Below are 20,530 nucleotides of genomic sequence, written 5' to 3' on the forward strand. Positions count from 1 at the left end.
CCGCCCGGGCCGCCCTCCCCTCACGCACCACTGCGGTTTCTTCCGCTCAGCCCCTCCGGGCCATCCGAACCGTCCTGACGGTCCTGCCCGTCGTTCTCCTGGTGGCGCTGCTCGCGCTGCCCGTCCCTACCGACGGCGGCGCGGGCCCCGGGGGCACACCGGCCGACGCGTTCTCCGCCGTGGTCGTCGGCTGCGCCGTCCTGAACGCCGTCCGCGGCGCGCGCCGCCCCCTGTCCCGGACCGCCGCCGTCGTCCTCGGCCTCCCCGTCGTCGGCATCACCGCGGCCGCGTGCGCCTCCTCGTCGGCGGCCACCGCGCTCACCGGGACCGCGCGCTACCTCCAGGTCTTCGTCCTGGTGCCGGCGGCCGTCCTGCTCCTGATCCGCGACGCACGCCAGTTCCGGGTGCTCGCCTGGGCGTTCGTCGGACTCGCGCTCGTCCAGGGCGCCATCGGCGTGCACCAGAACCTCACCGGGACCGGGGCCTCGTACATGGGCGCGGACATCCGGGCCGTGGGCACCTTCGGTCCCACGGACGTCATGGGGATGGCGACGGTGGTGTCGTACGGACTTGTCGCCGCCCTGGCCCTCGCCTTCCGCCCGCACGCGCCCCGGCAGCGGGCCGCCGCGCTGACCTGCGCGGGCCTGCTGACCGTGCCGCTCGCGGTGTCCTTCAGCCGGGGCGCGTGGATCGCCACGGCGGTGGCCTGCGGCGTGGTGCTGCTGCTCGCGGGGGCCCGGCACGCGCTGCGGGCGGCGCTCGCGGCGACGGCGGCCGCCGTGGTCCTGGTGGCCGGGCTGGGCCTGGGCTCCCAACTGCTCCAGGACCGGCTCAGCAGCATCACCCAGGTCACGGACGCCCCCGACCAGTCCGTCACCGACAGGTACGCGATGTGGGCCGCCTCCGTCGACATGTGGCGGGACCACCCGGTGACGGGCGTGGGCCTCAAGGGCTTCCCCGAGCACCGCGACGGCCACGCCTCCCTCGCGCTGTCCTCCGGCAGCGACACCGCGGGCGCCGGCAGCGGGTTCCGGCGCCAACCGCTGCTGTCCCCGCACAACATGTACCTTCTCGTCCTCAGCGAACAGGGCCTCCTCGGTCTGCTCACCCTCGCGGGCGGCTGGCTGGCGCTGCTGGTGTGCGCGGTGCGCCGGTGGGCGCGGGTACGGGACCGGCGGGGCAGTCCGGTCAGCGGCACGGGCGGACCGGGCCGTCCGGCGGGCCGGGGGGAGCTGGACTGCGCGCTTCTCGCCTGCGGGCTGCTGGTCTGGCAGTTGGCCGACTTCATGTACGCCGACATCGGCGGGCCTTCCACGGTGCTGACGGCGGTCGCCCTCGGGGCGTGCGGCTGGTGGGGGCTGCGGCCCCGGGCGGCCGAAGGGGCGGCCCACGAGGCGGGCGTACCGCACGAGGCGGGCGTACCGCATGAGGCGGGCGTACCGCAGGCAGCACCGGGGGCACGATGACGACGTCTCCGTCACCCGCCGCCGCACCGCGGGAACCGACCGCCGGAGCGGATGCCGCACACGGCAGGAAGGTCGCACAGGGCACCGACGCCGCCCCCGGCACGAGCGCCACCCGCGGTGACATCCACACCGCCGCCCTCCTCACCCGCCTCGACACCGCCCCCGGAAACGGCCCCGCATCCGGCCCGGGAACCGCATCCGGCCCAGGAACCGCGCCCGGCCCGGGAACCGAACACAGCACCGGTCCCAGCACCGACCCCGACCCCGGCGCCGACCCCGGCAACGCCTTCCTCGCCAGGGCCGCCGTCGTGACCGCAGCGCTGACCGTCGCCGGGTCGCTCCTCGGGCTCGTGCGCGACCAGGCGCTCGCCCACTTCTTCGGGGCCGGGAGAGACACCGACGCCTTCCTGGTGGCGTGGACCGTGCCGGAGATGGCGGCGACGCTGCTCATCGAGGACGGGCTCGCCTTCTTCCTGGTGCCCGCGTTCAGCCTCGCCCTGGCGCGCCGTGCCGCGTCCCCGGACCCGGATCCGGTACGCGCCCTGGTCGCCGCCTCGCTGCCGCGGATGGCCCTGTGCTTCGTGGCCGCCGGCCTCGCCCTCGCCGCCACCGCCCCGCTCCTGGTCGCGCTGCTCGCGCCGGGCCTCCCGGACCCCGGGCTCGCCGTGGACTGCACCCGGCTGACCGCCACCTGCACCCTGACCTTCGGCCTCGCGGGCTACTGCAGCGCGGCGCTCCGCGCCCACCGGCGCTTCGTGGCCCCCGCGTCCGTGTACGTCGTCTACAACACCGCCATCATCGCCGCCCTGTTCCTGCTCGCCGCGCCCTTCGGCGTGCGCGCGGCGGCGGTGGGCGTCGCCCTCGGCGGGGCGTTCATGGTCGCCGTACAGGCCCCCTCACTGTGGCGGCAGTTGCGCCGCCGGGCCGTAACCGCGCCACGGACGGAGAAGGCGACCGCCGTGCGCCTGGAGACCGCCGTCATCTGGACGGTGCTGCTGTTCGCGCTGTGCCGCCAGTCGCAGGTCCTGATCGAGCGCTTCCTCGCGTCCTCGCTGCCCGCCGGGGCGATCTCGCACCTGAACTACGCGCAGAAGGTCGCGCAGATGCCGATGGTCCTGTCGCTGATGCTGTGCACCGTCACCTTCCCGGTGGTCGCGCGGGCGCTGGCCGAGGGCGACACGGACCGGGCGCGCGACCGCGTCGAACGGGACCTGGTGCTCGCCGGGTGCGTGGTGCTGTCCGGCGCCGCCGCGATCGTCGCGTGCGCCCCCGCCCTGGTGCAGTTGCTCTTCCAGCACGGCGCGTTCACCGGCGCGGACACCGCCGCCACGGCGGGCGTGATGCGGGTGTACGCGCTGGGCCTGCTCGGCCACACCCTTGTGGGCGCCCTCGCCCGCGCGCACTTCTCCGTCGGCAGGACCACCTGGGCGCCGCTGGCCGCGATGGGCGTCGGCATCGTCACCACGGCCGGCCTCGGCTTCCTGAGCGTGGGCGCCTGGGGCGTGTACGGGATCGCGGGCGCCAACGCGACCGGCATCTGCGTCACCGCGCTGCTCCTGCTGCTCGCGCCGGGGCCGCGCGGCGTACCCCTGCGCACACGCGCCGTCACCGGACAGCTCGCCCGGCTTGTCCTCACCGCCGCCGCGTCCGCGGCACTGGGCGCCGCGTGCGCCCACCCGGTCCGGCCGCCCGCACTCGCCGTCCTGGTCGGTGGCCTGGTGGTGGCGACCTCGTTCCTGCTCGTCGGCCGGGCCCTGGGGGCGGGCCCCTGCGGGTCGGCCCTGCGCTTCTTCGGGACCCGGCTGCGCGGCTCCGGTCCCGCACCGCGCGGGTACGGGGCCGCCGCGCTGCGCGCCGCCGTCGTACGCGCCCGTGCCCTTCGCCCCGACACACGAAAGCGACGCCATGACCGTTGACCTCACGCCGACCGGTGACCACCGGCGCCCCGAGGACCACGGGCACCACGCCCGCCACGCCACCGCGCCCGCGTCCCGCGCCCCCTGGGTCGCCATGTACCACTCCGTGGCCGACCCCGCCGACGACCCGTACAGAATCACCGTCTCCCCCGCGCGCCTGGACGCCCAACTGGCCTGGCTGCGCCGCCGGGGCCTGCGAGGGGTCTCGATGGAGCAGCTTCTGGCAGCCTGCCGGCAGGGGCGCGGGCGCGGCCTGGTGGGGCTCACCTTCGACGACGGGTACCGCGACTTCCTCGACCACGCCCTGCCCCTGCTGCACCGGCACGACTGCACCGCCACCGTCTTCGTCCTGCCCGGCAGGCTCGGCGGCGACAACGCCTGGGACCCGCTCGGCCCCCGCAAGGCCCTCCTCGACGCCGACGGCGTCCGCCGCGCCGCCGGACACGGCATGGAGATCGCCGCGCACGGCCTCACCCACATCGACCTGACCCGGGCCGACGACCGCACCCTGCACCGTGAGGTCGCCGGCAGCCGGGCCGCCCTCGCGGAGCTGACGGGACGGGGCGTACACGGCTTCTGCTACCCGTACGGCCTGGTGGACCGGCGCGTGCTGGCCGCCGTGCGCACGGCCGGGTACTCCTACGCCTGCGCCATCGACCCCGGGCCGCTGACCGGCCCGTCCGCCGGACCCTTCGCGCTCCCCCGCATCCACATCGGCCAGAACGACACGGCCTGGCGGCTGCGCCTGAAGCAGGCCACCGGCGGCCCGCGCGGTCGCACCCTGCGCCCCGCGGCGGTGACCGCGTGAGGATCCTGCACGTCATCACGGGGCTCGGCATGGGCGGGGCCGAGCAGCAACTGCGTCTGCTCCTGCGCCACCTGCCGGTCACCTGCGACGTCCTGACGCTGACCGACGCGGGCAGCGTGGCCCGCGGCATCACCGCCGACGGCACCCGTGTCACCGACCTCGGCATGGCGGGCAACCGGGACATCGGCGTCCTGCCCCGCCTGACCCGGCTCATCCGCGCGGGCCGCTACGACGTCGTCCACACCCACCTCTACCGCGCCTGCCTGTACGGGCGGCTCGCGGCCCGGCTGGCGGGGGTGCGCGCGGTGGTGGCCACCGAGCACTCGCTGGGCGACTCGCAGATGGAGGGACGACCGCTGACCGCGGGGGTCCGTGCGCTGTATCTCGCGGGGGAGCGGCTCGGCAGGCTGACCGTCGCCGTATCACCGGCCGTCGGCTCCCGCCTCCACCGGTGGGGCGTGCCGTGGCAGCGCATCCGGGTGGTGCCGAACGGCATCGACACGGACCGCTTCCGCTTCGACCCGGCCGCCCGCGCCGCCGCGCGCGCCCGGATGGGCCTGCCCGCCGACGCGTTCGTCGTGGGCGGCGTCGGCCGTCTCACCGAGGGCAAGCGCTTCGACGTCCTGCTGCGCGCCGCCGCCCGGCTCCCGGAGGACGTCCGGGTCCTCCTGGTGGGCGCGGGACCGCGGGAGCGGGAACTGCGCCGTCTCGCCGGGCGGCTCGGCCTCACCGACCGGGTGCGGTTCGCGGGCGAGACCGCGCACGACGACGGCGGTGCCGAGCAGGCTGCCGCGGACCTGCCGTCCCTGCTCGCGGCCATGGACGTGCTGGCCTCCCCCTCACCGGAGGAGGCGTTCGGGCTCGCGCTCGTGGAAGGCCTTGCCTGTGGGCTTCCCGTCCTGTACTCGTCCTGCCCCGCCATCGAGGGGCTGCCCGCGGGGGAGCGCGTCAACTCCTCGTACTGCGCGAGCCACCCCGACTCCTTCGCGCGGGCCCTCCACGGCCTGCGCCGGTCCGGCGCCCCACGGCACCGTCCCGCGGCGACCGCGGTGCGCCACTACGACATCACCCGCAGCGCCGGTCGGCTGACGGACGTCTACGCGTCCTTGCTCTCCGGCCCGAACCAGGAGGTGAAAACCCGATGAGCGCCCCTTCGAACACTTCTCGAAACACTCCTCGCACCAGTCCCCGGACCAATCCCAGAACCAGTCCTCGCACCAGTCCCCCGGGCAGCGCACGCGACGGCTCCTCCGACAGCGCCCCTTGCGGCTGCTCCGCGCAGACCGCGGCCGGCGCCCCGCCCGCCCCCGCCACCGACACGTCCGGGCCCCCGTCGGGCCAGGCCCCGCCCCCCGGCTCCCCGCGCGCCCGCCTCACCCGCGCTCTCGCCTTCCTCACCCGACTGCCGCGTTGGACCGTCCTGCCCGCCTGCGCCCTCCTGGGGGCCCTGGCCGGCAGTGTGTACGGACTGGGTCAGACACCGGTGTACACCGCCACGAGCTACGTCGTCGCGGTGCCGCGGGCCAAGAGCGACCCCGCCACGGCCCTGGGCTTCGCACAGGCCTACGGCAAGGTCGCCACGCAGCTCGCCGTCCTCGGTGACGCGCAGGTCGCCGCCGGAGTGTCGCCCGCCGAGCTCCGGGACAGAGTCAAGGTCGCCACCTCCCCCGACGCGCCGATGATCTCTGTCTCCGCCTCGGACACCCGGCCCGACACCGCCGCCACCCTCGCCAACGCCGTGTCCCGCTCGCTGACCACCAGCGCCAACCACACCGTGAAGAGCACCAAGGTCGAGCTGCTGCCGTTCTCACGCGCCGTCGAGCCCACCGCGCCCTCCTCGCTCTCCACCCCGGTGAGCGCGCTGGTCGGTCTGTGCGCGGGCGGGCTGCTCGGCGGCCTCGTCCTGCTGGTACGCCCCCGTGCCGCCGCCCGGCCGGGCCCGGGCACCACCGTGCCGGGCCCCGCGTCCGCCGGGATCCGGGGGAGCGCATGAGCACCATGGCTGAAGGCACGCTCCCCGTCGCCACCGGTGGCCCGCTCACCACCGGGCTCTGTGTGGACGAGGCCGAGTTCGCGTCCCTCTCCGGCTCGTGGCAGCGGCTGTACCGGGTGTGCGGGGAGGCGACGCCGTTCCAGAGCCACGCGTGGCTGACCTCGTGGTGGCGGTCGTACGGGCGGCCGGGGCGACTGCGGGTGCTGCTGGTGCGTGACGGCGGTGAACTGGTCGCCGCCGCGCCGTTGATGCGCGCCCCCGGACCGGTCCCCGTGCTGCGCCCGCTGGGCGGCGCCATCTCGGACTTCGCCGACGTCCTGCTCGCCCCGGACTGCCGCGAGCGGGCGGCGGACGCCCTGACGGCGGGCCTGCGCGGGCTCGCCCGCACCGCGCTGATCGACTTCCGTGAGGTGCGGCCGGGCGCCTGTGTGGAGAGCGTCCACGAGCGGTGGCGGGGTCCGCGCCGCGAACTGGCCGACTCCGTCTGCCTCGAACTGCCTCCGCTGCCCATGGCCGGACTCGCGGAGCGGCTGCCCGCGGGGACCGCGCAGCGCGCCCGCGCCAAGTTGCGCAAGCTGGCCGCGGCCGGCGTGCGCGGACGTGTCGTACCCGCCGACGAGGTGGAGAGGTCCCTGGGCACGCTGCTGCGGCTGCACGAACTGCAGTGGCGGGGACGCAAGGTGACGTCCGAGCACCTGCGACCGCGGTTCCGCGAGCACCTGCTGCGCTCGGTGCGGCCCATGGTGGCGGCTGGCGACGCGGTGGTGACGGAATTCCAACTGGACGGTGAGGTGCTCGCCGCCGACCTGACCCTGCTGTCCTCCCGGCTCGCGGGCGGCTATCTCTACGGCGCGCACCCGCGCCTGCGCGAACTCAAGATCGACGTGGCCACGATGCTGCTCGACGCGTGCACTCGGCACACCGCGGGCGAGCAGCCCCGCACCCTGAGCCTGCTGCGCGGCGACGAGCCGTACAAGCACCGCTGGCGGCCCGAGCAGGTCACCAACCGGCGCTTCCTGCTGGCCCGTGGGCGTACTGCCCCGCTCCTGGCGGCGGCGATGGGTGAGGCGTCGGCGCGGGAGTGGGCACGGCGCAGGCGTGCCGCCGCCCCGTCGTCGTGACGCGTACGCCGCACCGGGCACGGACGGCGGCGGTGGCCGCGCACGACACGTCCACCGCCGCGCCCACCCCCGGCTCTCAGGTGCCCGGCCGCTCCCACCAGTCGACCCGCAGGCACAGCTTGCCGCCCATCCAGTACTCGATCCACCGGCCCAGGTCGAGCGGCGAGCAGCGCCGCGCCCCCTCCAGCTCCGGTCCGGTCGGCCGGGGCGTCGGGTTCACCGGGGAACCCGAGAGCGCCTCCCGGTAGACCTTCGCGGACCGGGGGTTGTCCTCGCACTGCCACACGCCGTGCGGGCAGTAGTCCGTGACCGTGTTGTACAGCGGCTTGTGCTCGTCCATCCACTTCAGCATCCGGCGCATGTACACGTCGTTGTCGCCGTTGCGGAAGAGCCCCCATTCGGGATACGAGACGGGCTTCTTGTGCTCCTTGGCGAAATCGACGTGGTGCTGGAGGCCGTATTCCTCATTCACCTGCTCGTCGAAGGTCATGCCGCGCGGCTGGTCGTACGCGTCCATGCCGATGATGTCGACCTGGTCGTCCCCCGGATAGCACCGCGTCCAGGGAATGGCGTCCCGCCCCCGGCTCGGCGCGAAGTCGAACGAGAACTTCTGTCCCGGGACCGAGCGCATCACCGTGACGATGCGTTTCCAGTACGCCTTCCAGGACTCCGGGTCCGGACCGCAGCGATGGGTGTACGTGATGCCGTTCATCTCCCAGCCGAGCACCACCACCGTGTCCGGCACCTCCAGGTCGACGAGGCGCTTCGCCAGCACGCGGAAGTGCTCGTCGAAGGCCCCGGCCGCCCCCTGCCGCAGCAGTCCGCGCACCTCCCGGTCGCTGACACCCTCCTCGTTGCGCTCCAGCATCGGCACGTTCAGGACGAAGAGCCGGTCGTCCTCGGCCTTGCGCCAAGCCGCCCAGCTCTCCAGGAAGCGCGGCGCGCCCTCGATGTTGCTCCACCGGTCGCCCGGCAGATACGTGTGCCCGACCCGCAACTCGGTCCCGCCGAGCCACTTGCCGAGTTCGGCCATGCGGTCGATGCCGCGGGGGCCGTAGTCGAGGTAGGCGCCGATGGCCGGGGATTTCACGGGCGGGGGTGCGGGCGAGTCGGGGGCCGGGGGCGGACCCGCGGTCGACGACTCGGCCGGGGCCGGGACCGGGGGCGGGGCCATTGGATTCCGTTCCGGCACGCCCACCGCGTCGGCGGTGTGTCGGGGCACGGCGACGACAGCCGTCGACGCGATGATTCCGGCAGCGATAAAAGCCAGCCGCCTGCCACACGGGCCCGGTGTCCGCTTGCCGCGCTTTCGAGGTCGTGGGGTCATGCCTGCTCCTCATGGACCGGCCGCACTCTACTGACTTTCCGTCATATGTATTTCTATTGCGCCAATCGATTCCTTAATCCTCCGCGACAGCGCTTCGCCCCCTTTGGGCGAGCGACCACGGTGCGGCGGCAGATGCGGCGCCGGGGCGGGGGGCCGTAGCGGACATGCCGGTACCGGTACACCTCGCCAGGTGAATCACGGCACCGATGTATCGGCCGAACGGGTGGAAACGCACCTGAAGGCACCGGAAACCGCCACTACCATCCGGGCGCATGACCTCAACCACCGCCGTGAAGCCAGAGCAGCAGGGTTCCCTCCTGGGCACCCTCATCATCGTCCCTTGGGCCAATGAGACCGCGTCCGCCTCGGGCGGCACCGTGACACCGTTCCTCCTGGTGTGCTCCCGCGGGGACGGGCGTGAGGGGCCCGAGGCGGGGGCGGAGGCGCTGCGGACGGAGCTGGAGAAGTCCGGTCTCACGATCGGCGGCGGGGCCACGGACCTGACCCGCAGTAGCAGGACCCCGATCTCGCTGCTGGTGGAGGCCGGACAAGCCGTGCTCCACCTGCCCTTCCTGCGGGTTCAGTGCCCGGTTTCCCCGCAGTGGCAGCAGGCGGCCCACGAGGGCGGCACGGCCCACCTGATCTGCGCGCTGCGCCCCTGGCCCGAAGCCGTGCAGGGAAGGACGCTCGCCGCCGACGAGCTGCGCGCGTTCGTCTCGGACGAGCAGATGGTGCCGACCAGCGCCCGCTGTCTGCTGCCGGTGCGCAGGGTACGCACCTGACCGAGGCGCGCACTTGACGTGACCGGGGTGCGTACCTGACGCGCGGGACCTGACACCCGCCCCTGAGCATCCGAAGGCCGGAGCGGCGCCGTCCACACGAGCGCGCCGCTCCGGCCGTACTTCGTCACCGGGGCTGCCGTACTTCGCCGGGGCTGCCGCACTTCGCCACCGGGGCCTTGGCCGTAGGCCCCCCACAAAAGACTTCGCCCCGGAGGCGGAGGTGATCGTCCGCGCTCCGGGGCAGCCGCCGGGTACCGTTGAGGCCTCACCTGGCGGTACGGAAGCCGAGGTGTTCAGGAACGGGTCAGTTCTGAACCTTGCCCAGCAGCGGCAGCGCGGGGGCGGAGGAGTCGTCGATGACCTTCGACTTCTGCCGGATCTCGTTGCACTGGAAGGCACGGGCCTCGTCCAGCACCTCGATCGTGAGGACGTCGATGTCCTGGAGTCGCGGCCAAGGTCAGCATCGACCCGGCAAACACCTTCTTGGCGTTCATTATTACTGAGCCCTCCTAGCTGGGATGACGTGTCACCCGACCCGGGTGCAGTCGCCAGACCCAACCGTGGTGTCGAGCCGGAAGTTGCGTGCCGGACGCTTTTTCACCCGGTTGCCGGGATTCGCGGCGCCCGAGAAATACGATCGTGGACTTAACCGTAAAGACACACCGCTGCGGCAATTGGGTGATCGTTGCGCCCATACAGAAACGCAACGACAAGCGCCCCCGTTATGCGGTGTGCTGGCGCACTCACTGGGAGACGCCCACATATGCGAGGAAGGTACACACCATGAGTGTGAAGAAGCTTGTTGCCGGTTCCATGCTGACCCTGACGGCTACCGGTATGGCTGTCACGCCGGCCATGGCTGACGAAGAGGCGCACGGGCACTACTCGCAGAATATCGAGATCATCCGCGACATCTGCCCGACCGTCCAGGACATCGACGTCCTCACGATCGAGGTGCTGGACGAGGCCCGTGCCTTCCAGTGCAACGAGATCCGGCAGAAGTCGAAGGTCGTGGACGACTCCGCGGCCCCGGCGCTGCCCCTTCTGGGTCAGGTCGTGGACCAGTAATTCCGAGCACCCGTGCGGCGCTTCTGAAAACCCTTATCACGAGGGTAATTGTGCCCCGAGTCGGCGTTTACCGCACGCTCGGGGCACAGGTGTGCGGAAACCCGGACGACGCGTATCCGCCGCACCGCGAGTACCACCCCATTCCCCTGTAAAAAAATATCTGCATTGCCGTCACCGGCACCCGCTGCTGCAAAAGGGTGAATGAGTTTTATCCGTCGGAACCCCGGGCACGGCAAGGCAGTTAGGAAAGCTGTCGACGCTTACTCATCGGCGTCGCAGCTACCGGACGCAAGGAAGGCACATCCCCGTGAACACCAAGAAGATTCTCGCCGGCTCGATGCTGACGCTCGCCGCCACCGGCATGGCGACCACCCCCGCCCTGGCCGACGAAGAGGCCCACGGGCACTACTCGCAGAACATCGAGATCATCCGCGACATCTGCCCGACCATCCAGGACATCGACGTCCTCACGATCGAGGGGCCGCTGCCTTGGCAGCGGCCCCGGCGCTAATTCCCTCAAGTTGTCATGCTCATGACTTACAGCCACAGCGGTGCCCGTGGCCCGCCGACTGATCCAGCTTGGTCCTCGGGACGTTCCAGGCTTGGTCCTCGGGACGTTCCAGGCTTCAGCCGACAGGAGCCAGGGACACGAGCCGGGTGCGCGACTGTATGCGACTTGGACCTCGGCACGAGTGGCGACCTGCTCGCAGCCCGCGACGTCACGGTCGAGCACGGTTCGCAGGACGGTACGCGGAGATACTGCCGGAGCACGGGCCGCGGGGCTGGTCGAAAAAACACCCCTCTGACCGCGTTTCCGCAGGTCAGAGGGGTGCGTACAAGTGGAGCCTAGGGGAGTCGAACCCCTGACATCTGCCATGCAAAGACAGCGCTCTACCAACTGAGCTAAGGCCCCGTGAACGCCGATGCCAGGGCGAAAAAATCGCGCCTCGGCGGGCGTCGGAGTCCAGAGTACCGGGTCTCCCCCCGGATCTCGCAAAAAGGATTGGGGGTCCCCGTGCGCGACCACTCTCCGTAAGATGCTCGACGTGGTTCGCGGCAGCGAACTGCGGTCCTATGGGGAAGCGATGGGGAGACGCAACATGGACGCAGCTCAACAAGAATCGACTGCGAGAGCACGGGAGCTCCAGCGGAATTGGTACGGGGAACCGCTGGGGGCACTCTTCCGTCGCCTCATCGACGATCTGGGCCTGAACCAGGCCCGGCTCGCCGGGGTGCTCGGCCTTTCCGCACCCATGCTGTCGCAGTTGATGAGCGGTCAGCGCGCCAAGATCGGCAATCCGGCCGTCGTCCAGCGCGTCCAGCTCCTGCAGGAGCTGGCGGGGCAGGTCGCGGACGGCAGTGTGAGCGCCGCGGAGGCGACCAACCGCATGGACGAGATCAAGAAGTCTCAGGGGGGTTCCGTACTGACCAACACGGCTCAGTCCACCACCAGTTCGGGCGCACCCACGGTGAAGCGTGTGGTGCGTGAGATCCAGTCGCTGCTGCGCTCCGTCGCGGCGGCGGGCGACATCATCGATGCCGCGGACACGCTCGCCCCGACCCACCCGGAGCTGGCAGAGTTCCTTCGGGTGTACGGAGCGGGCCGCACCGCGGACGCCGTCGCCCACTACGAGGCGCACCAGAGCTGAGCCGTCGACCGGGCCGCTGCCGGGCGGCCCGGAAGGGGGGCACGACCATGGGTGAGGTCTTCGCCGGCCGGTACGAACTCGTCGACCCGGTCGGCCGCGGGGGAGTGGGCGCCGTGTGGCGTGCCTGGGACCATCGCCGGCGCCGCTATGTGGCCGCCAAGGTCCTGCAACAGCGGAACGCTCACACACTGTTGCGCTTCGTTCGGGAGCAGGCACTGCGGATCGACCATCCGCACGTGCTTGCTCCCGCCAGTTGGGCCGCCGACGACGACCAGGTCCTCTTTACCATGGACCTGATCACCGGCGGCTCCCTCGCCCATGTCATCGGTGACTACGGGCCGCTGCCCGCCCGCTTCGCCTGCACCCTGCTCGACCAACTCCTCGCCGGTCTCGCGGCGGTGCACGCCGAGGGTGTCGTGCACCGTGACATCAAGCCCGCCAACATCCTTCTGGAGGCCACCGGAACGGGGCGGCCGCACCTGCGGGTGTCGGACTTCGGCATCTCCATGCGCAAGGGCGAGCCACGGCTCACCGAGACGGACTACGTGGTGGGAACACCCGGTTACTTCGCGCCCGAGCAGATGATGGGCGCCGAACCGGACTTCACAGCGGACCTCTTTGCCGCCGGTCTGGTCGCGCTGTATCTCCTACAGGGTGCCAAGCCGGACGCCAAGGCCCTCGTCGAGCACTTCGCGGCGCACGGCACCCCGGGGGCACCGCGGGGCGTGCCCGAGCCGCTCTGGCAGGTTCTCGCCACGCTCCTTCAGCCCGATCCGCAGACGCGGTTCCGTACCGCCACGGGGGCGCGCAAGGCGCTCGCCTCCGCCGTCGAGATGCTGCCCGAGGCCGGGCCCGACGACGAGATCGTCGAGATCTTCGACCAACTCGCGCCGCTGCCCACGGGGTTCGGCCCCGACGGCCCCCTCACACGCGCCCCCCAGCCACCACCACAGCAGCCACCTCCGCCCCCACCCCGCACACCGGGCCCCGCCACGCTCTCACCCCGCACGCCGGGCCCCGCCCCAGCTCCGCCTCCGCCGACGGGCCTCGCCACAGGCCCCGCCGCGGTCCAGCCGTCCACGCCCCCTTCCTTCACGCCACAGCCCCACGCACCGCGGCCCCACACACCGCGGCCCTCCGGTTCTCAACCGCCCCCGCCGCAGCCGTCCACGCCGCAGTCCTTCGCGCCACAGCCCCACGCACCGCAGTTCCACGCGCCACAGTCCTCCACGCCGCAGCCGTCCACGCCTCAGCCCCACGCGCCACAGCCGCGCGCAGCGCAACCCTCCACGCCTCAGCCCTTCACGGCACAGCCGTCCACACCGCCCCCCGTGGCCCAGGACCCGATGGGCCAAGCCCAGGTGACACAGGACCCGATGGGCCAAGCCCAGGTGACACAGGACCCGATGGGCCAAGCCCAGGTGTCACAGGACCCGGTGGCCCAAGCCCCGCTGTCACAGGCCCCGATGGGCCAAGCCCCGGTGTCACAGGCCCCGGTGGCCCAAGTCCCGGCGTTCCAGGCCCCGATGGCGCGCCCTCAGGTGACACAGGCCCCGGTGGCACAGCCGGGCGCACCCACCGCACCCAGCACCCCCAGCGCCGTACCCGTACGCCCTCCGGCGCCCCCCGCGCACCCGCCGATGCCGCACCCGGCGATGTCGGAGTCCGGCAGCTTCCCGCTGCCCCCACCGGCCCTGCCGCCGCAGGCGCCGCCTCCGCACCCCGCGCAGCCCCCCACTCCCCCCACACCGCTTCCGACGCACCCCCCTGCCTCTGCCGCTGCCTCTGTCCCTGCTCCTGGCCCGGCCCCAGCCCCGGTGGTCGCCGAACCCGCCTACGCCGCCGTCTCTCCGTACGCCGCGCAGCCCGAGCCCGTGCACGTCGGCGGCGGCCCCACACCCGGCCCCCTGCCGGAAGCCAAGCCCCCGGCCCGGCGTCAGGCGCGCCACGCCGCCGGTGCCGCCGCACGCACGGCGCGTCCCGGGCCGCCCGCCAAGGTGGCTCTGCCGATGCTGCTGGCCGCCCTGGCCTGCTTCGCGCTCGGCTTCTGGGCCCTCAGCCGGATCTGATTCCCGTACAGGGAGACGTCTCTGACGCTCCATCAGGACCTTCAGGCCGACGTACGTACCCGCCGCCGCGCCACGGCCCGCCACACCCCGAGAACCGCGAGCAGCACGGTCCCCGTACCGAATCCGGCCCCCGCGAGCACCTTCATGGCCATGCCGCCACCCTCACCGCCTGACGCCCCCGAGGCACTGTCCCCGTCCGCCCCGGGCCCGGCGGAACCATCCCCACCGTCCCCCTTTCGCGCTGCCGATTCGTCACGCTCCGTAATGGTGAACGCGTCGGCGGGCCGCGGCGTTCCCGCGTACGCGGGTCCAGAACGGTGTGCCCCGTCGACATTCACCCGCAGCGTCAGGCCGACGGCATCCGTGCCGAACCGGGTGCCCACGTCGCGGTCGAGGTGCACCGCGAGGTAGTACCACCCGGCGAACCGCATTCCCGAGACCCGGTTGAGGGCCTCGTAGCGGTTCTCGTGGGCGACCGGCGGCAGCGCGGGCAAGGAGGTCCTCCGCTGACGGCCGTCGTACGCGGAGTCGACGTCCTCGACCCGGCTCCGTACCGGGTTGAACAGCTCCATGACGAGCGCGGACGTCACATAGTCACCGCTGCGCGCGCCGCCGCCGATCTCCAGGGTGGCGGAGAGGCGCCTGCCCCATCCGACGGGCACGCGGTAGTAGCGCGTCTGTCCGGCCCGGACGCGGTCGGCCCACGCGCCCGCGCTCAGAGCCCTGGCGGTGGCGAAGCCGCTGCCGCCCTCCCTGGGCAGCGGTGCCCCGGCGGGCGGCTCCGGCGGGGCCGAGTCCCAGGTCTGCGGTGGGGTCGTCGGGCCCGCCTTCGCCAGGGCGGGCTCCGAGGCGACGTACAGCTCCAGATCCCAGTCCTCCGGAGAGGACGGTTTCTCCGTGGGCGCCGACGACACCGGCGACCTGGAGGAGGTGGTCCGCTCGACCACGACGTAGTACGTACCGGCCGTCCCGCACCGCCTCTCCTCCGGTCCTGCCCTGCGGACCGCGGACGCGGTGAGGGGCCGCGGATCGAGCGACGCACCGAACCGCGCGGAGCCGTAGTCGCAGGCGAACCCGTCGGCGTCCTGCACGGACACCTTGATGCCGTCGGCGAAGACGACGCGGCTGCCCGGCGCGGGCAACGCGGTGACGGAGACGTACACGGTGTCCCGGGCCCCGAGTTCGAGCCGGTAGAAGAGCTCGCTCCCCCGAGCCGCCCCTGACGACGAAGCCCCCGAAGGGGCGGACCCCGAAGGGGCGGACCCCGAAGGGGCGGACTCCGAAGACGTCGGCCCCGGCCCCGGGTGCCCGATGGCGCTCTTGTACGTCGCCCCGGGGACGAGCATCCGGCTCCCCGCCGTACTCGTCGCACCGGCGACGCTCTTCACATCGTCGGCGAACGCGTACGGATCCGGTTCGGCCCGGGCCACGGCCGCCGCCCCCTGAGACCGGGCCACCGCGCCGTCCACCAGCAACGTTGTCGCGCAGAGCACCCCGCCAAGCACCGCCCCGGCGAACCGCACCGCCTGGGCCCGCGCGCCCCGACCCCCCACCGCTCACCCTCCACTGATTCGCTCAAGCAAGGAATGAAATAACGCGAGTGAACTATCCGGGTGACGTCACGAAGGGCAGGTGGCGAGAAGGCGGCCCACCCGCACCGCGCCGGGAATCGCGCTCGCGTCGCCAGCCCTTTTACACGCGGCGGAGGAACCCCGCCACCCGGGAGAAGAAGCGGGGCAAAAGGGCCCCGGAACGTCACAGGGCCCCGACCGCTCTTGCGGTCGGGGCCCTGTGACGAGACTGCTGTCGATGCTCACGAACCCGTGGGCACGGAGTCAGTCGCCTCCGTCCACAGATCCTGCTCGGCGCGATCCGCCTGGATCTGGCGGTACACGAGGAGCCCGCCGATGGCGGCCAGTGCGACCAGGAGAAGCTTCTTCACCGCGCGACCTCGTCTTTCCTTTGACGTAGGGGACTTCTGCCGCCCGACTATACACACCGCCCGATACCGGTCGGTGACCTGGATCGGCCCTTCCTGCCGCCCTCAACTCCCGGGCCGCTTGCACCCATCCGGGTGGTGTTCATCTGAACATCGACGGCGCGGCGGCGTCGGTCCCGCACTTCGGGCTCGACATACACATCATGAGGAAAGTACGCAAATCGCCCAACCTGAAAGTGAGGGGCCATGACCGCCTCCGCCTCCAAGGCCATGAAGCTGTGGACCGCACTCGTCACCGCCGTGCTCGCCCTGTTCGCGACGCTGGGACTCACGACGAACGCCACGGCGGCCGCCCCGGCAGAACGGGCCACGACGACGTGCGAGAGCCCCGCGAGCCCGACGGCCGCGATGGCGGCCCTGTGGACGGCGGCGTACGAACGGTCCTTGCCCCCCACGATGAAGCAACGCATCCGTGCCGAGGCCCACGGCGCCACCCCGAGCTGCCGCCACCTGCCGACGACGGACACAGAGGCCCAGGACGAAACCCAGGTGCCCACGGAGGAACATCTGGCCCCGGAGCCGTAGGCACACGCTCCACCTCCCAGGGAGAAGCCCCCCGGCCGATGAGGCCGGGGGGCTTTTCGCTGCCCTCGGGGGCTTTCACTGCCCTCGGGGTCTTCTTCGCTGCCCTCAGGGGCTGCCGGGGCGACTTACGACTGGCCGCCGACCACCCCCCTGGCCGAGACGTCACCCGTACACGCCGGGGACCGTGCACGCCGAGGCCCTCCCCAGCCCGCGCGCGTACGACAAGCCCCTGCATGCCGCCGGAGGCCCCCGCACGCCAAAGACCCCCAGTCGTAACCGACTGGGGGTCTTCTGGCTGGTGGGGCTAACAGGATTTGAACCTGTGGCCTCATCCTTATCAGGGATGCGCTCTAACCAACTGAGCTATAGCCCCGCCGCGCTTTGCGGGATCGCCCCGCGCGCTGACCACTGAAGATTAGCGCACGTCCGGGCCAGTCCCAAAATCGATGAGTTCCGGCGCCCGCGGAACCCTTATTCGTCCTCGGCGAGCGTCAGCTCGATGCCGCCCACGAAGCCCGCCGACAGGTTGTAGATGAACGCGCCGAGCGTCGCGAGGGCCGTCGCGAGGACGACGTCGATGACCGCGATGATCGTGGTGAAGATCAGCACGCGCGGCAGCGAGAGGAACGCCTGCAGGTCGAAGCCGTTGGACTCGTTCGAGCCCGTGGCCTCGGAAATCGTGCCGCCCACCGTGGAGAAGACGCCCATCGCGTCCATGACCATCCACAGCACGGCCGCCGCGACGATCGTGCAGATGCCGAGCGCGATGGACAGCAGGAAGCTGACCTTCATCACCGACCACGGGTCGGCCTTGGCCACCCGCAGCCTGGCCTTGCGCGTACGCGGGGTGGTGCGCGCCCCGGTGCGGGGGCGCTTCACCGAGCCGGTGGGCGCCGCCTGGTACGCCTGCGGCGGATGGTACGGCTGGCTGCTCTGCTGCGGCTGCCGCTCGCCCGGCAGGGCACCGGAGGCGCCGGAGGCACCGTCGTCGGTGTCCGTACCGACGCGGCCTCGGGTGTCTGTCACAGTCCCCCCCTGGGATCCATGAGACTCATGCGAGTCGGGTGCATCGGTGGCTGAGCCACGGGCACCTTCCGTACCGGTTCCACTCGTCCCAGCGGCTCCGGTGCCCGTGGCTCCACTCACGATGACTCTCTCCTCGCGCTACTCGGCGGGGGACTCGGTGCCCTCGTCCGTACCGACGGCCGGCTCGCCGTCGGACGACTCGTCGACGACGATGTCACCGTCGACTTCCTCGGCCTCGCGCCCGGCCTCGGCATTACGAGCGATACCGACCACGGCATCGCGCTTGCCCAGGTTGATCAGTTGGACGCCCATGGTGTCACGGCCCGTCTCCCTGACCTCGTTGACTCGCGTGCGAATCACACCGCCGGAGAGGGTGATGGCGAGGATCTCGTCGGTCTCCTCGACCACCAGCGCGCCGACGAGCTCGCCGCGGTCCTCCACGATCTTGGCGGCCTTGATGCCGAGGCCACCGCGGCCCTGGACGCGGTACTCGTCGACGGCGGTCCGCTTCGCGTACCCACCATCGGTGGCGGTGAAGACGAACGTACCGGGCCTGACCACATTCATCGAGAGCAACTGATCGCCGTCGCGGAAGCTCATGCCCTTCACGCCGGAGGTCGCGCGGCCCATCGGACGCAGTGCGTCGTCGGTCGCCGTGAAGCGGATCGACTGGGCCTTCTTGCTGATCAGAAGGAGATCGTCCTCGGCCGACACCAGTTCGGCGCCGATCAGTTCGTCGTCCGCGCCGTCGTCCGTCTCACGCAGATTGATCGCGATGACGCCGCCGGAGCGAGGCGAATCGTAATCCTTCAGTGGCGTCTTCTTGACCAGGCCGGCCTTGGTGGCGAGAACCAGATAGGGCACGGCGTCGTAGTCGCGGATCGCGAGGATCTCGGCGATCTGCTCGTCCGGCTGGAAAGCGAGCAGGTTCGCCACGTGCTGGCCGCGGGCGTCCCGGCCCGCGTCGGGCAGCTCGTAGGCCTTCGCGCGGTAGACACGGCCCTTGTTGGTGAAGAAGAGCAGCCAGTGGTGCGTGGTGGACACGAAGAAGTGGTCGACGATGTCGTCTTCCTTGAGCTTCGTGCCGCGCACGCCCTTGCCGCCGCGCTTCTGCGAGCGGTAGTCGTGCGTCTTGGTGCGCTTGATGTAGCCGCCACGGGTGATCGTGACGACGATGTCCTCCTCGGCGATCAGGTCCTCCATGGACATGTCGCCGTCGAAGGGCACGAGGGTGGAGCGGCGGTCCTCGCCGAACTTGTCGACGATGGCAGCGAGTTCCTCGCTCACGATCGACCGCTGCCGCTCGGGCGAGGCCAGGATCGCGTTGTACTCGTTGATCTTCTGCTGGAGGTCGTCGTGCTCGGTGACGATCTTCTGGCGCTCCAGGGCGGCCAGGCGGCGGAGCTGCATCTCCAGGATGGCGTTCGCCTGGATCTCGTCGATCTCCAGGAGGTCCATCAGGCCCCCGCGCGCGACCTCGGCGGTGTCACTGCGCCGGATCAGCGCAATGACCTCGTCGATGGCGTCCAGGGCCTTCAGCAGGCCGCGCAGGATGTGGGCGCGCTCCTCGGCCTTGCGCAGCCGGAACTTGGTGCGCCGGACGATGACCTCGATCTGGTGCGCGACCCAGTGCCGGATGAACGCGTCGAGGGACAGCGTGCGCGGGACGCCGTCGACGAGCGCCAGCATGTTGGCGCCGAAGTTCGACTGCAGGTCCGTGTGCTTGTAGAGGTTGTTCAGTACGACCTTGGCGACCGCGTCGCGCTTGAGCACGATGACCAGTCGCTGGCCGGTGCGCGAGGACGTCTCGTCGCGGACGTCCGCGATGCCGCCCACCTTGCCGTCCTTGACCAGGTCGGCAATCTTCTGCGCGAGATTGTCCGGGTTCGTCTGGTAGGGGAGCTCGGTGACCACCAGGCACTGGCGGTTCTGGATCTCCTCGACCTCGACGACCGCGCGCATCGTGATGGAGCCGCGTCCCGTGCGGTACGCCTCCTCGATGCCCTTGCGGCCGACGACCAGGGCGCCGGTCGGGAAGTCCGGACCCTTGATGCGCTCGATGAGGGCGTCGAGCAGCTCCTCGTGCGTGGCCTCGGGGTGCTCCAGGGCCCACTGGGCGCCCGCGGCGACCTCGCGCAGGTTGTGCGGCGGGATGTTGGTCGCCATGCCGACCGCGATGCCCGCCGAGCCGTTGATCAGCAGGTTCGGGAAGCGGGCAGGCAGGACGGTGGGCTCCTGGGAGCGGCCGTCGTAGTTGTCCGTGAAGTCGACGGTCTCCTCGTCGATGTCCCGGACCATCTCCATGGACAGCGGCGCCATCTTGCACTCGGTGTAGCGCATGGCGGCGGCGGGGTCGTTGCCCGGGGAGCCGAAGTTTCCGTTGGAGTCCACGAGCGGCATCCGCATCGACCACGGCTGCGCGAGGCGGACGAGCGCGTCGTAGATCGAGGAGTCGCCGTGCGGGTGGTAGTTACCCATGACGTCGCCGACGACGCGGGCACACTTGTAGAAGCCCTTCTCGGGGCGGTAGCCACCGTCGTACATCGCGTACAGGACGCGCCGGTGCACGGGCTTCAGACCGTCGCGCACGTCGGGCAGCGCACGGGACACGATGACGGACATCGCGTAGTCGAGGTACGAGCGCTGCATCTCCGTCTCGAGCCCGACGGGCTCGATCCGCAGCGTCTGGCCCTCGTCGTCCTCGGGCGTGGTGGGGTTGTTCTCGTCGGCCATGGCCGGTCAAGATCCTTTCGTACGTCAGTCAGCAGCCGTCGGGGCGCC

At 71.7% G+C, this 20,530-nt stretch carries 16 protein-coding genes, 2 tRNA genes and 1 pseudogene; 12 read left to right on the forward strand and 7 right to left on the reverse strand.

What is annotated here, in order from left to right:
- Positions 1-101: 101 nt before the first annotated feature.
- The 6 genes from IG78_RS0103520 to IG78_RS0103545 all read left to right on the forward strand — a co-directional run bounded on the left by IG78_RS0103520 (position 102) and on the right by IG78_RS0103545 (position 7,304).
- Positions 102-1,466 carry an O-antigen ligase family protein gene (locus tag IG78_RS0103520; protein WP_430738977.1) on the forward strand — a complete coding sequence of 455 codons (1,365 nt, stop codon included), beginning with the start codon at positions 102-104 and terminating at the stop codon, positions 1,464-1,466.
- Positions 1,463-3,382 carry a lipid II flippase MurJ gene (locus IG78_RS41675; protein ID WP_063760695.1) on the forward strand — a complete coding sequence of 640 codons (1,920 nt, stop codon included), beginning with the start codon at positions 1,463-1,465 and terminating at the stop codon, positions 3,380-3,382. Before IG78_RS0103520 ends, IG78_RS41675 begins: the two co-directional genes overlap by 4 nt.
- Positions 3,372-4,190: a polysaccharide deacetylase family protein gene (locus tag IG78_RS0103530; protein ID WP_404827662.1), complete on the forward strand. Its 819-nt coding sequence runs from the start codon at positions 3,372-3,374 to the stop codon at positions 4,188-4,190. Before IG78_RS41675 ends, IG78_RS0103530 begins: the two co-directional genes overlap by 11 nt.
- Positions 4,187-5,335: a glycosyltransferase gene (locus IG78_RS0103535; protein WP_030559654.1), complete on the forward strand. Its 1,149-nt coding sequence runs from the start codon at positions 4,187-4,189 to the stop codon at positions 5,333-5,335. The genes IG78_RS0103530 and IG78_RS0103535 overlap by 4 nt, the downstream gene beginning before the upstream one ends.
- Positions 5,336-5,592: 257 nt before the next feature.
- On the forward strand, positions 5,593-6,183 hold the full coding sequence (locus IG78_RS0103540) for a YveK family protein (RefSeq protein WP_037685073.1): 591 nt from the start codon (positions 5,593-5,595) through the stop codon (positions 6,181-6,183).
- Positions 6,180-7,304, forward strand: a complete 1,125-nt coding sequence (locus tag IG78_RS0103545; RefSeq protein ID WP_404827663.1) for a GNAT family N-acetyltransferase — start codon at positions 6,180-6,182, stop codon at positions 7,302-7,304. The genes IG78_RS0103540 and IG78_RS0103545 overlap by 4 nt, the downstream gene beginning before the upstream one ends.
- Before the next feature lie 76 nt (positions 7,305-7,380).
- Here IG78_RS0103545 and IG78_RS0103550 read toward each other — a convergent pair whose 3' ends face one another.
- A complete protein-coding gene (locus IG78_RS0103550) occupies positions 7,381-8,631 on the reverse strand; it encodes a glycoside hydrolase family 26 protein (RefSeq protein ID WP_199813229.1) in 1,251 nt (416 codons plus the stop codon).
- A gap of 272 nt (positions 8,632-8,903) precedes the next feature.
- Here IG78_RS0103550 and IG78_RS0103555 point away from each other — a divergent pair, with 272 nt between their 5' ends.
- From IG78_RS0103555 to IG78_RS0103570, 3 genes are all read left to right on the forward strand, one after another.
- The gene (locus tag IG78_RS0103555; RefSeq protein ID WP_030559659.1) at positions 8,904-9,413 is read left to right on the forward strand and encodes a DUF5949 family protein; all 510 of its coding nucleotides are present in this window, start codon (positions 8,904-8,906) and stop codon (positions 9,411-9,413) included.
- A 783-nt stretch (positions 9,414-10,196) separates the two neighbouring features.
- Positions 10,197-10,481, forward strand: a complete 285-nt coding sequence (locus IG78_RS0103565) for a hypothetical protein (protein ID WP_030559661.1) — start codon at positions 10,197-10,199, stop codon at positions 10,479-10,481.
- A gap of 307 nt (positions 10,482-10,788) precedes the next feature.
- Positions 10,789-10,992 carry a hypothetical protein gene (locus IG78_RS0103570; RefSeq protein ID WP_030559662.1) on the forward strand — a complete coding sequence of 68 codons (204 nt, stop codon included), beginning with the start codon at positions 10,789-10,791 and terminating at the stop codon, positions 10,990-10,992.
- A gap of 329 nt (positions 10,993-11,321) precedes the next feature.
- On the opposite strand, the gene IG78_RS0103575 is transcribed toward IG78_RS0103570, so the two are convergent.
- Positions 11,322-11,394 (reverse strand) — tRNA-Ala (locus tag IG78_RS0103575).
- A 187-nt stretch (positions 11,395-11,581) separates the two neighbouring features.
- On the opposite strand from IG78_RS0103575, the gene IG78_RS0103580 reads away from it, so the two are divergent.
- Positions 11,582-12,130 (forward strand): helix-turn-helix domain-containing protein, encoded by a 549-nt coding sequence (locus IG78_RS0103580; protein WP_030559663.1) that lies wholly within the window; start codon positions 11,582-11,584, stop codon positions 12,128-12,130.
- A gap of 47 nt (positions 12,131-12,177) precedes the next feature.
- Positions 12,178-13,464 (forward strand): annotated as a pseudogene (locus IG78_RS52560) (serine/threonine-protein kinase); the annotation flags it as partial.
- A 776-nt stretch (positions 13,465-14,240) separates the two neighbouring features.
- On the opposite strand, the gene IG78_RS0103590 reads toward IG78_RS52560, so the two are convergent.
- Together IG78_RS0103590 and IG78_RS50480 are read right to left on the reverse strand one after the other, a co-directional pair.
- Positions 14,241-15,752 (reverse strand): hypothetical protein, encoded by a 1,512-nt coding sequence (locus IG78_RS0103590; RefSeq protein ID WP_030559666.1) that lies wholly within the window; start codon positions 15,750-15,752, stop codon positions 14,241-14,243.
- 260 nt (positions 15,753-16,012) lie between these two features.
- Complete coding sequence (locus IG78_RS50480; RefSeq protein WP_003999697.1) at positions 16,013-16,141, reverse strand: DLW-39 family protein; 129 nt, start codon at positions 16,139-16,141, stop codon at positions 16,013-16,015.
- A 243-nt stretch (positions 16,142-16,384) separates the two neighbouring features.
- Between IG78_RS50480 and IG78_RS0103600 the strand changes: the two genes are divergently transcribed.
- On the forward strand, positions 16,385-16,723 hold the full coding sequence (locus IG78_RS0103600; RefSeq protein ID WP_030559667.1) for a DUF6344 domain-containing protein: 339 nt from the start codon (positions 16,385-16,387) through the stop codon (positions 16,721-16,723).
- Positions 16,724-17,019: 296 nt separating this feature from the next.
- Here IG78_RS0103600 and IG78_RS0103605 read toward each other — a convergent pair.
- The 3 genes from IG78_RS0103605 to gyrA form a co-directional block, all read right to left on the reverse strand.
- A tRNA-Ile gene (locus IG78_RS0103605) sits at positions 17,020-17,096 on the reverse strand.
- 98 nt (positions 17,097-17,194) lie between these two features.
- Entirely contained in the window at positions 17,195-17,869 is a 675-nt protein-coding gene (locus IG78_RS0103610) for a DUF3566 domain-containing protein (protein WP_078964784.1), read from the reverse strand.
- An 18-nt stretch (positions 17,870-17,887) separates the two neighbouring features.
- Entirely contained in the window at positions 17,888-20,482 is a 2,595-nt protein-coding gene (gyrA, locus tag IG78_RS0103615; protein WP_030559670.1) for a DNA gyrase subunit A, read from the reverse strand.
- Positions 20,483-20,530 lie beyond the last annotated feature (48 nt).

Origin of the sequence: Streptomyces aureocirculatus (genome assembly GCF_000720475.1) — a bacterium.
Lineage (GTDB): Bacteria > Actinomycetota > Actinomycetes > Streptomycetales > Streptomycetaceae > Streptomyces > Streptomyces aureocirculatus.

What these genes read in the sequence shown, in the direction of transcription:
- IG78_RS0103580 (WP_030559663.1), top strand. Translation starts at nt 11,582, where the DNA reads ATGGACGCAGCTCAACAAGAATCGACTGCGAGAGCACGGGAGCTCCAG.
- IG78_RS41675 (WP_063760695.1), top strand. Translation starts at nt 1,463, where the DNA reads ATGACGACGTCTCCGTCACCCGCCGCCGCACCGCGGGAACCGACCGCC.
- IG78_RS0103550 (WP_199813229.1), bottom strand. Translation starts at nt 8,631, where the DNA reads ATGACCCCACGACCTCGAAAGCGCGGCAAGCGGACACCGGGCCCGTGT.
- IG78_RS0103545 (WP_404827663.1), top strand. Translation starts at nt 6,180, where the DNA reads ATGAGCACCATGGCTGAAGGCACGCTCCCCGTCGCCACCGGTGGCCCG.
- gyrA (WP_030559670.1), bottom strand. Translation starts at nt 20,482, where the DNA reads ATGGCCGACGAGAACAACCCCACCACGCCCGAGGACGACGAGGGCCAG.
- IG78_RS0103565 (WP_030559661.1), top strand. Translation starts at nt 10,197, where the DNA reads ATGAGTGTGAAGAAGCTTGTTGCCGGTTCCATGCTGACCCTGACGGCT.
- IG78_RS0103600 (WP_030559667.1), top strand. Translation starts at nt 16,385, where the DNA reads ATGACCGCCTCCGCCTCCAAGGCCATGAAGCTGTGGACCGCACTCGTC.
- IG78_RS0103555 (WP_030559659.1), top strand. Translation starts at nt 8,904, where the DNA reads ATGACCTCAACCACCGCCGTGAAGCCAGAGCAGCAGGGTTCCCTCCTG.
- IG78_RS0103530 (WP_404827662.1), top strand. Translation starts at nt 3,372, where the DNA reads ATGACCGTTGACCTCACGCCGACCGGTGACCACCGGCGCCCCGAGGAC.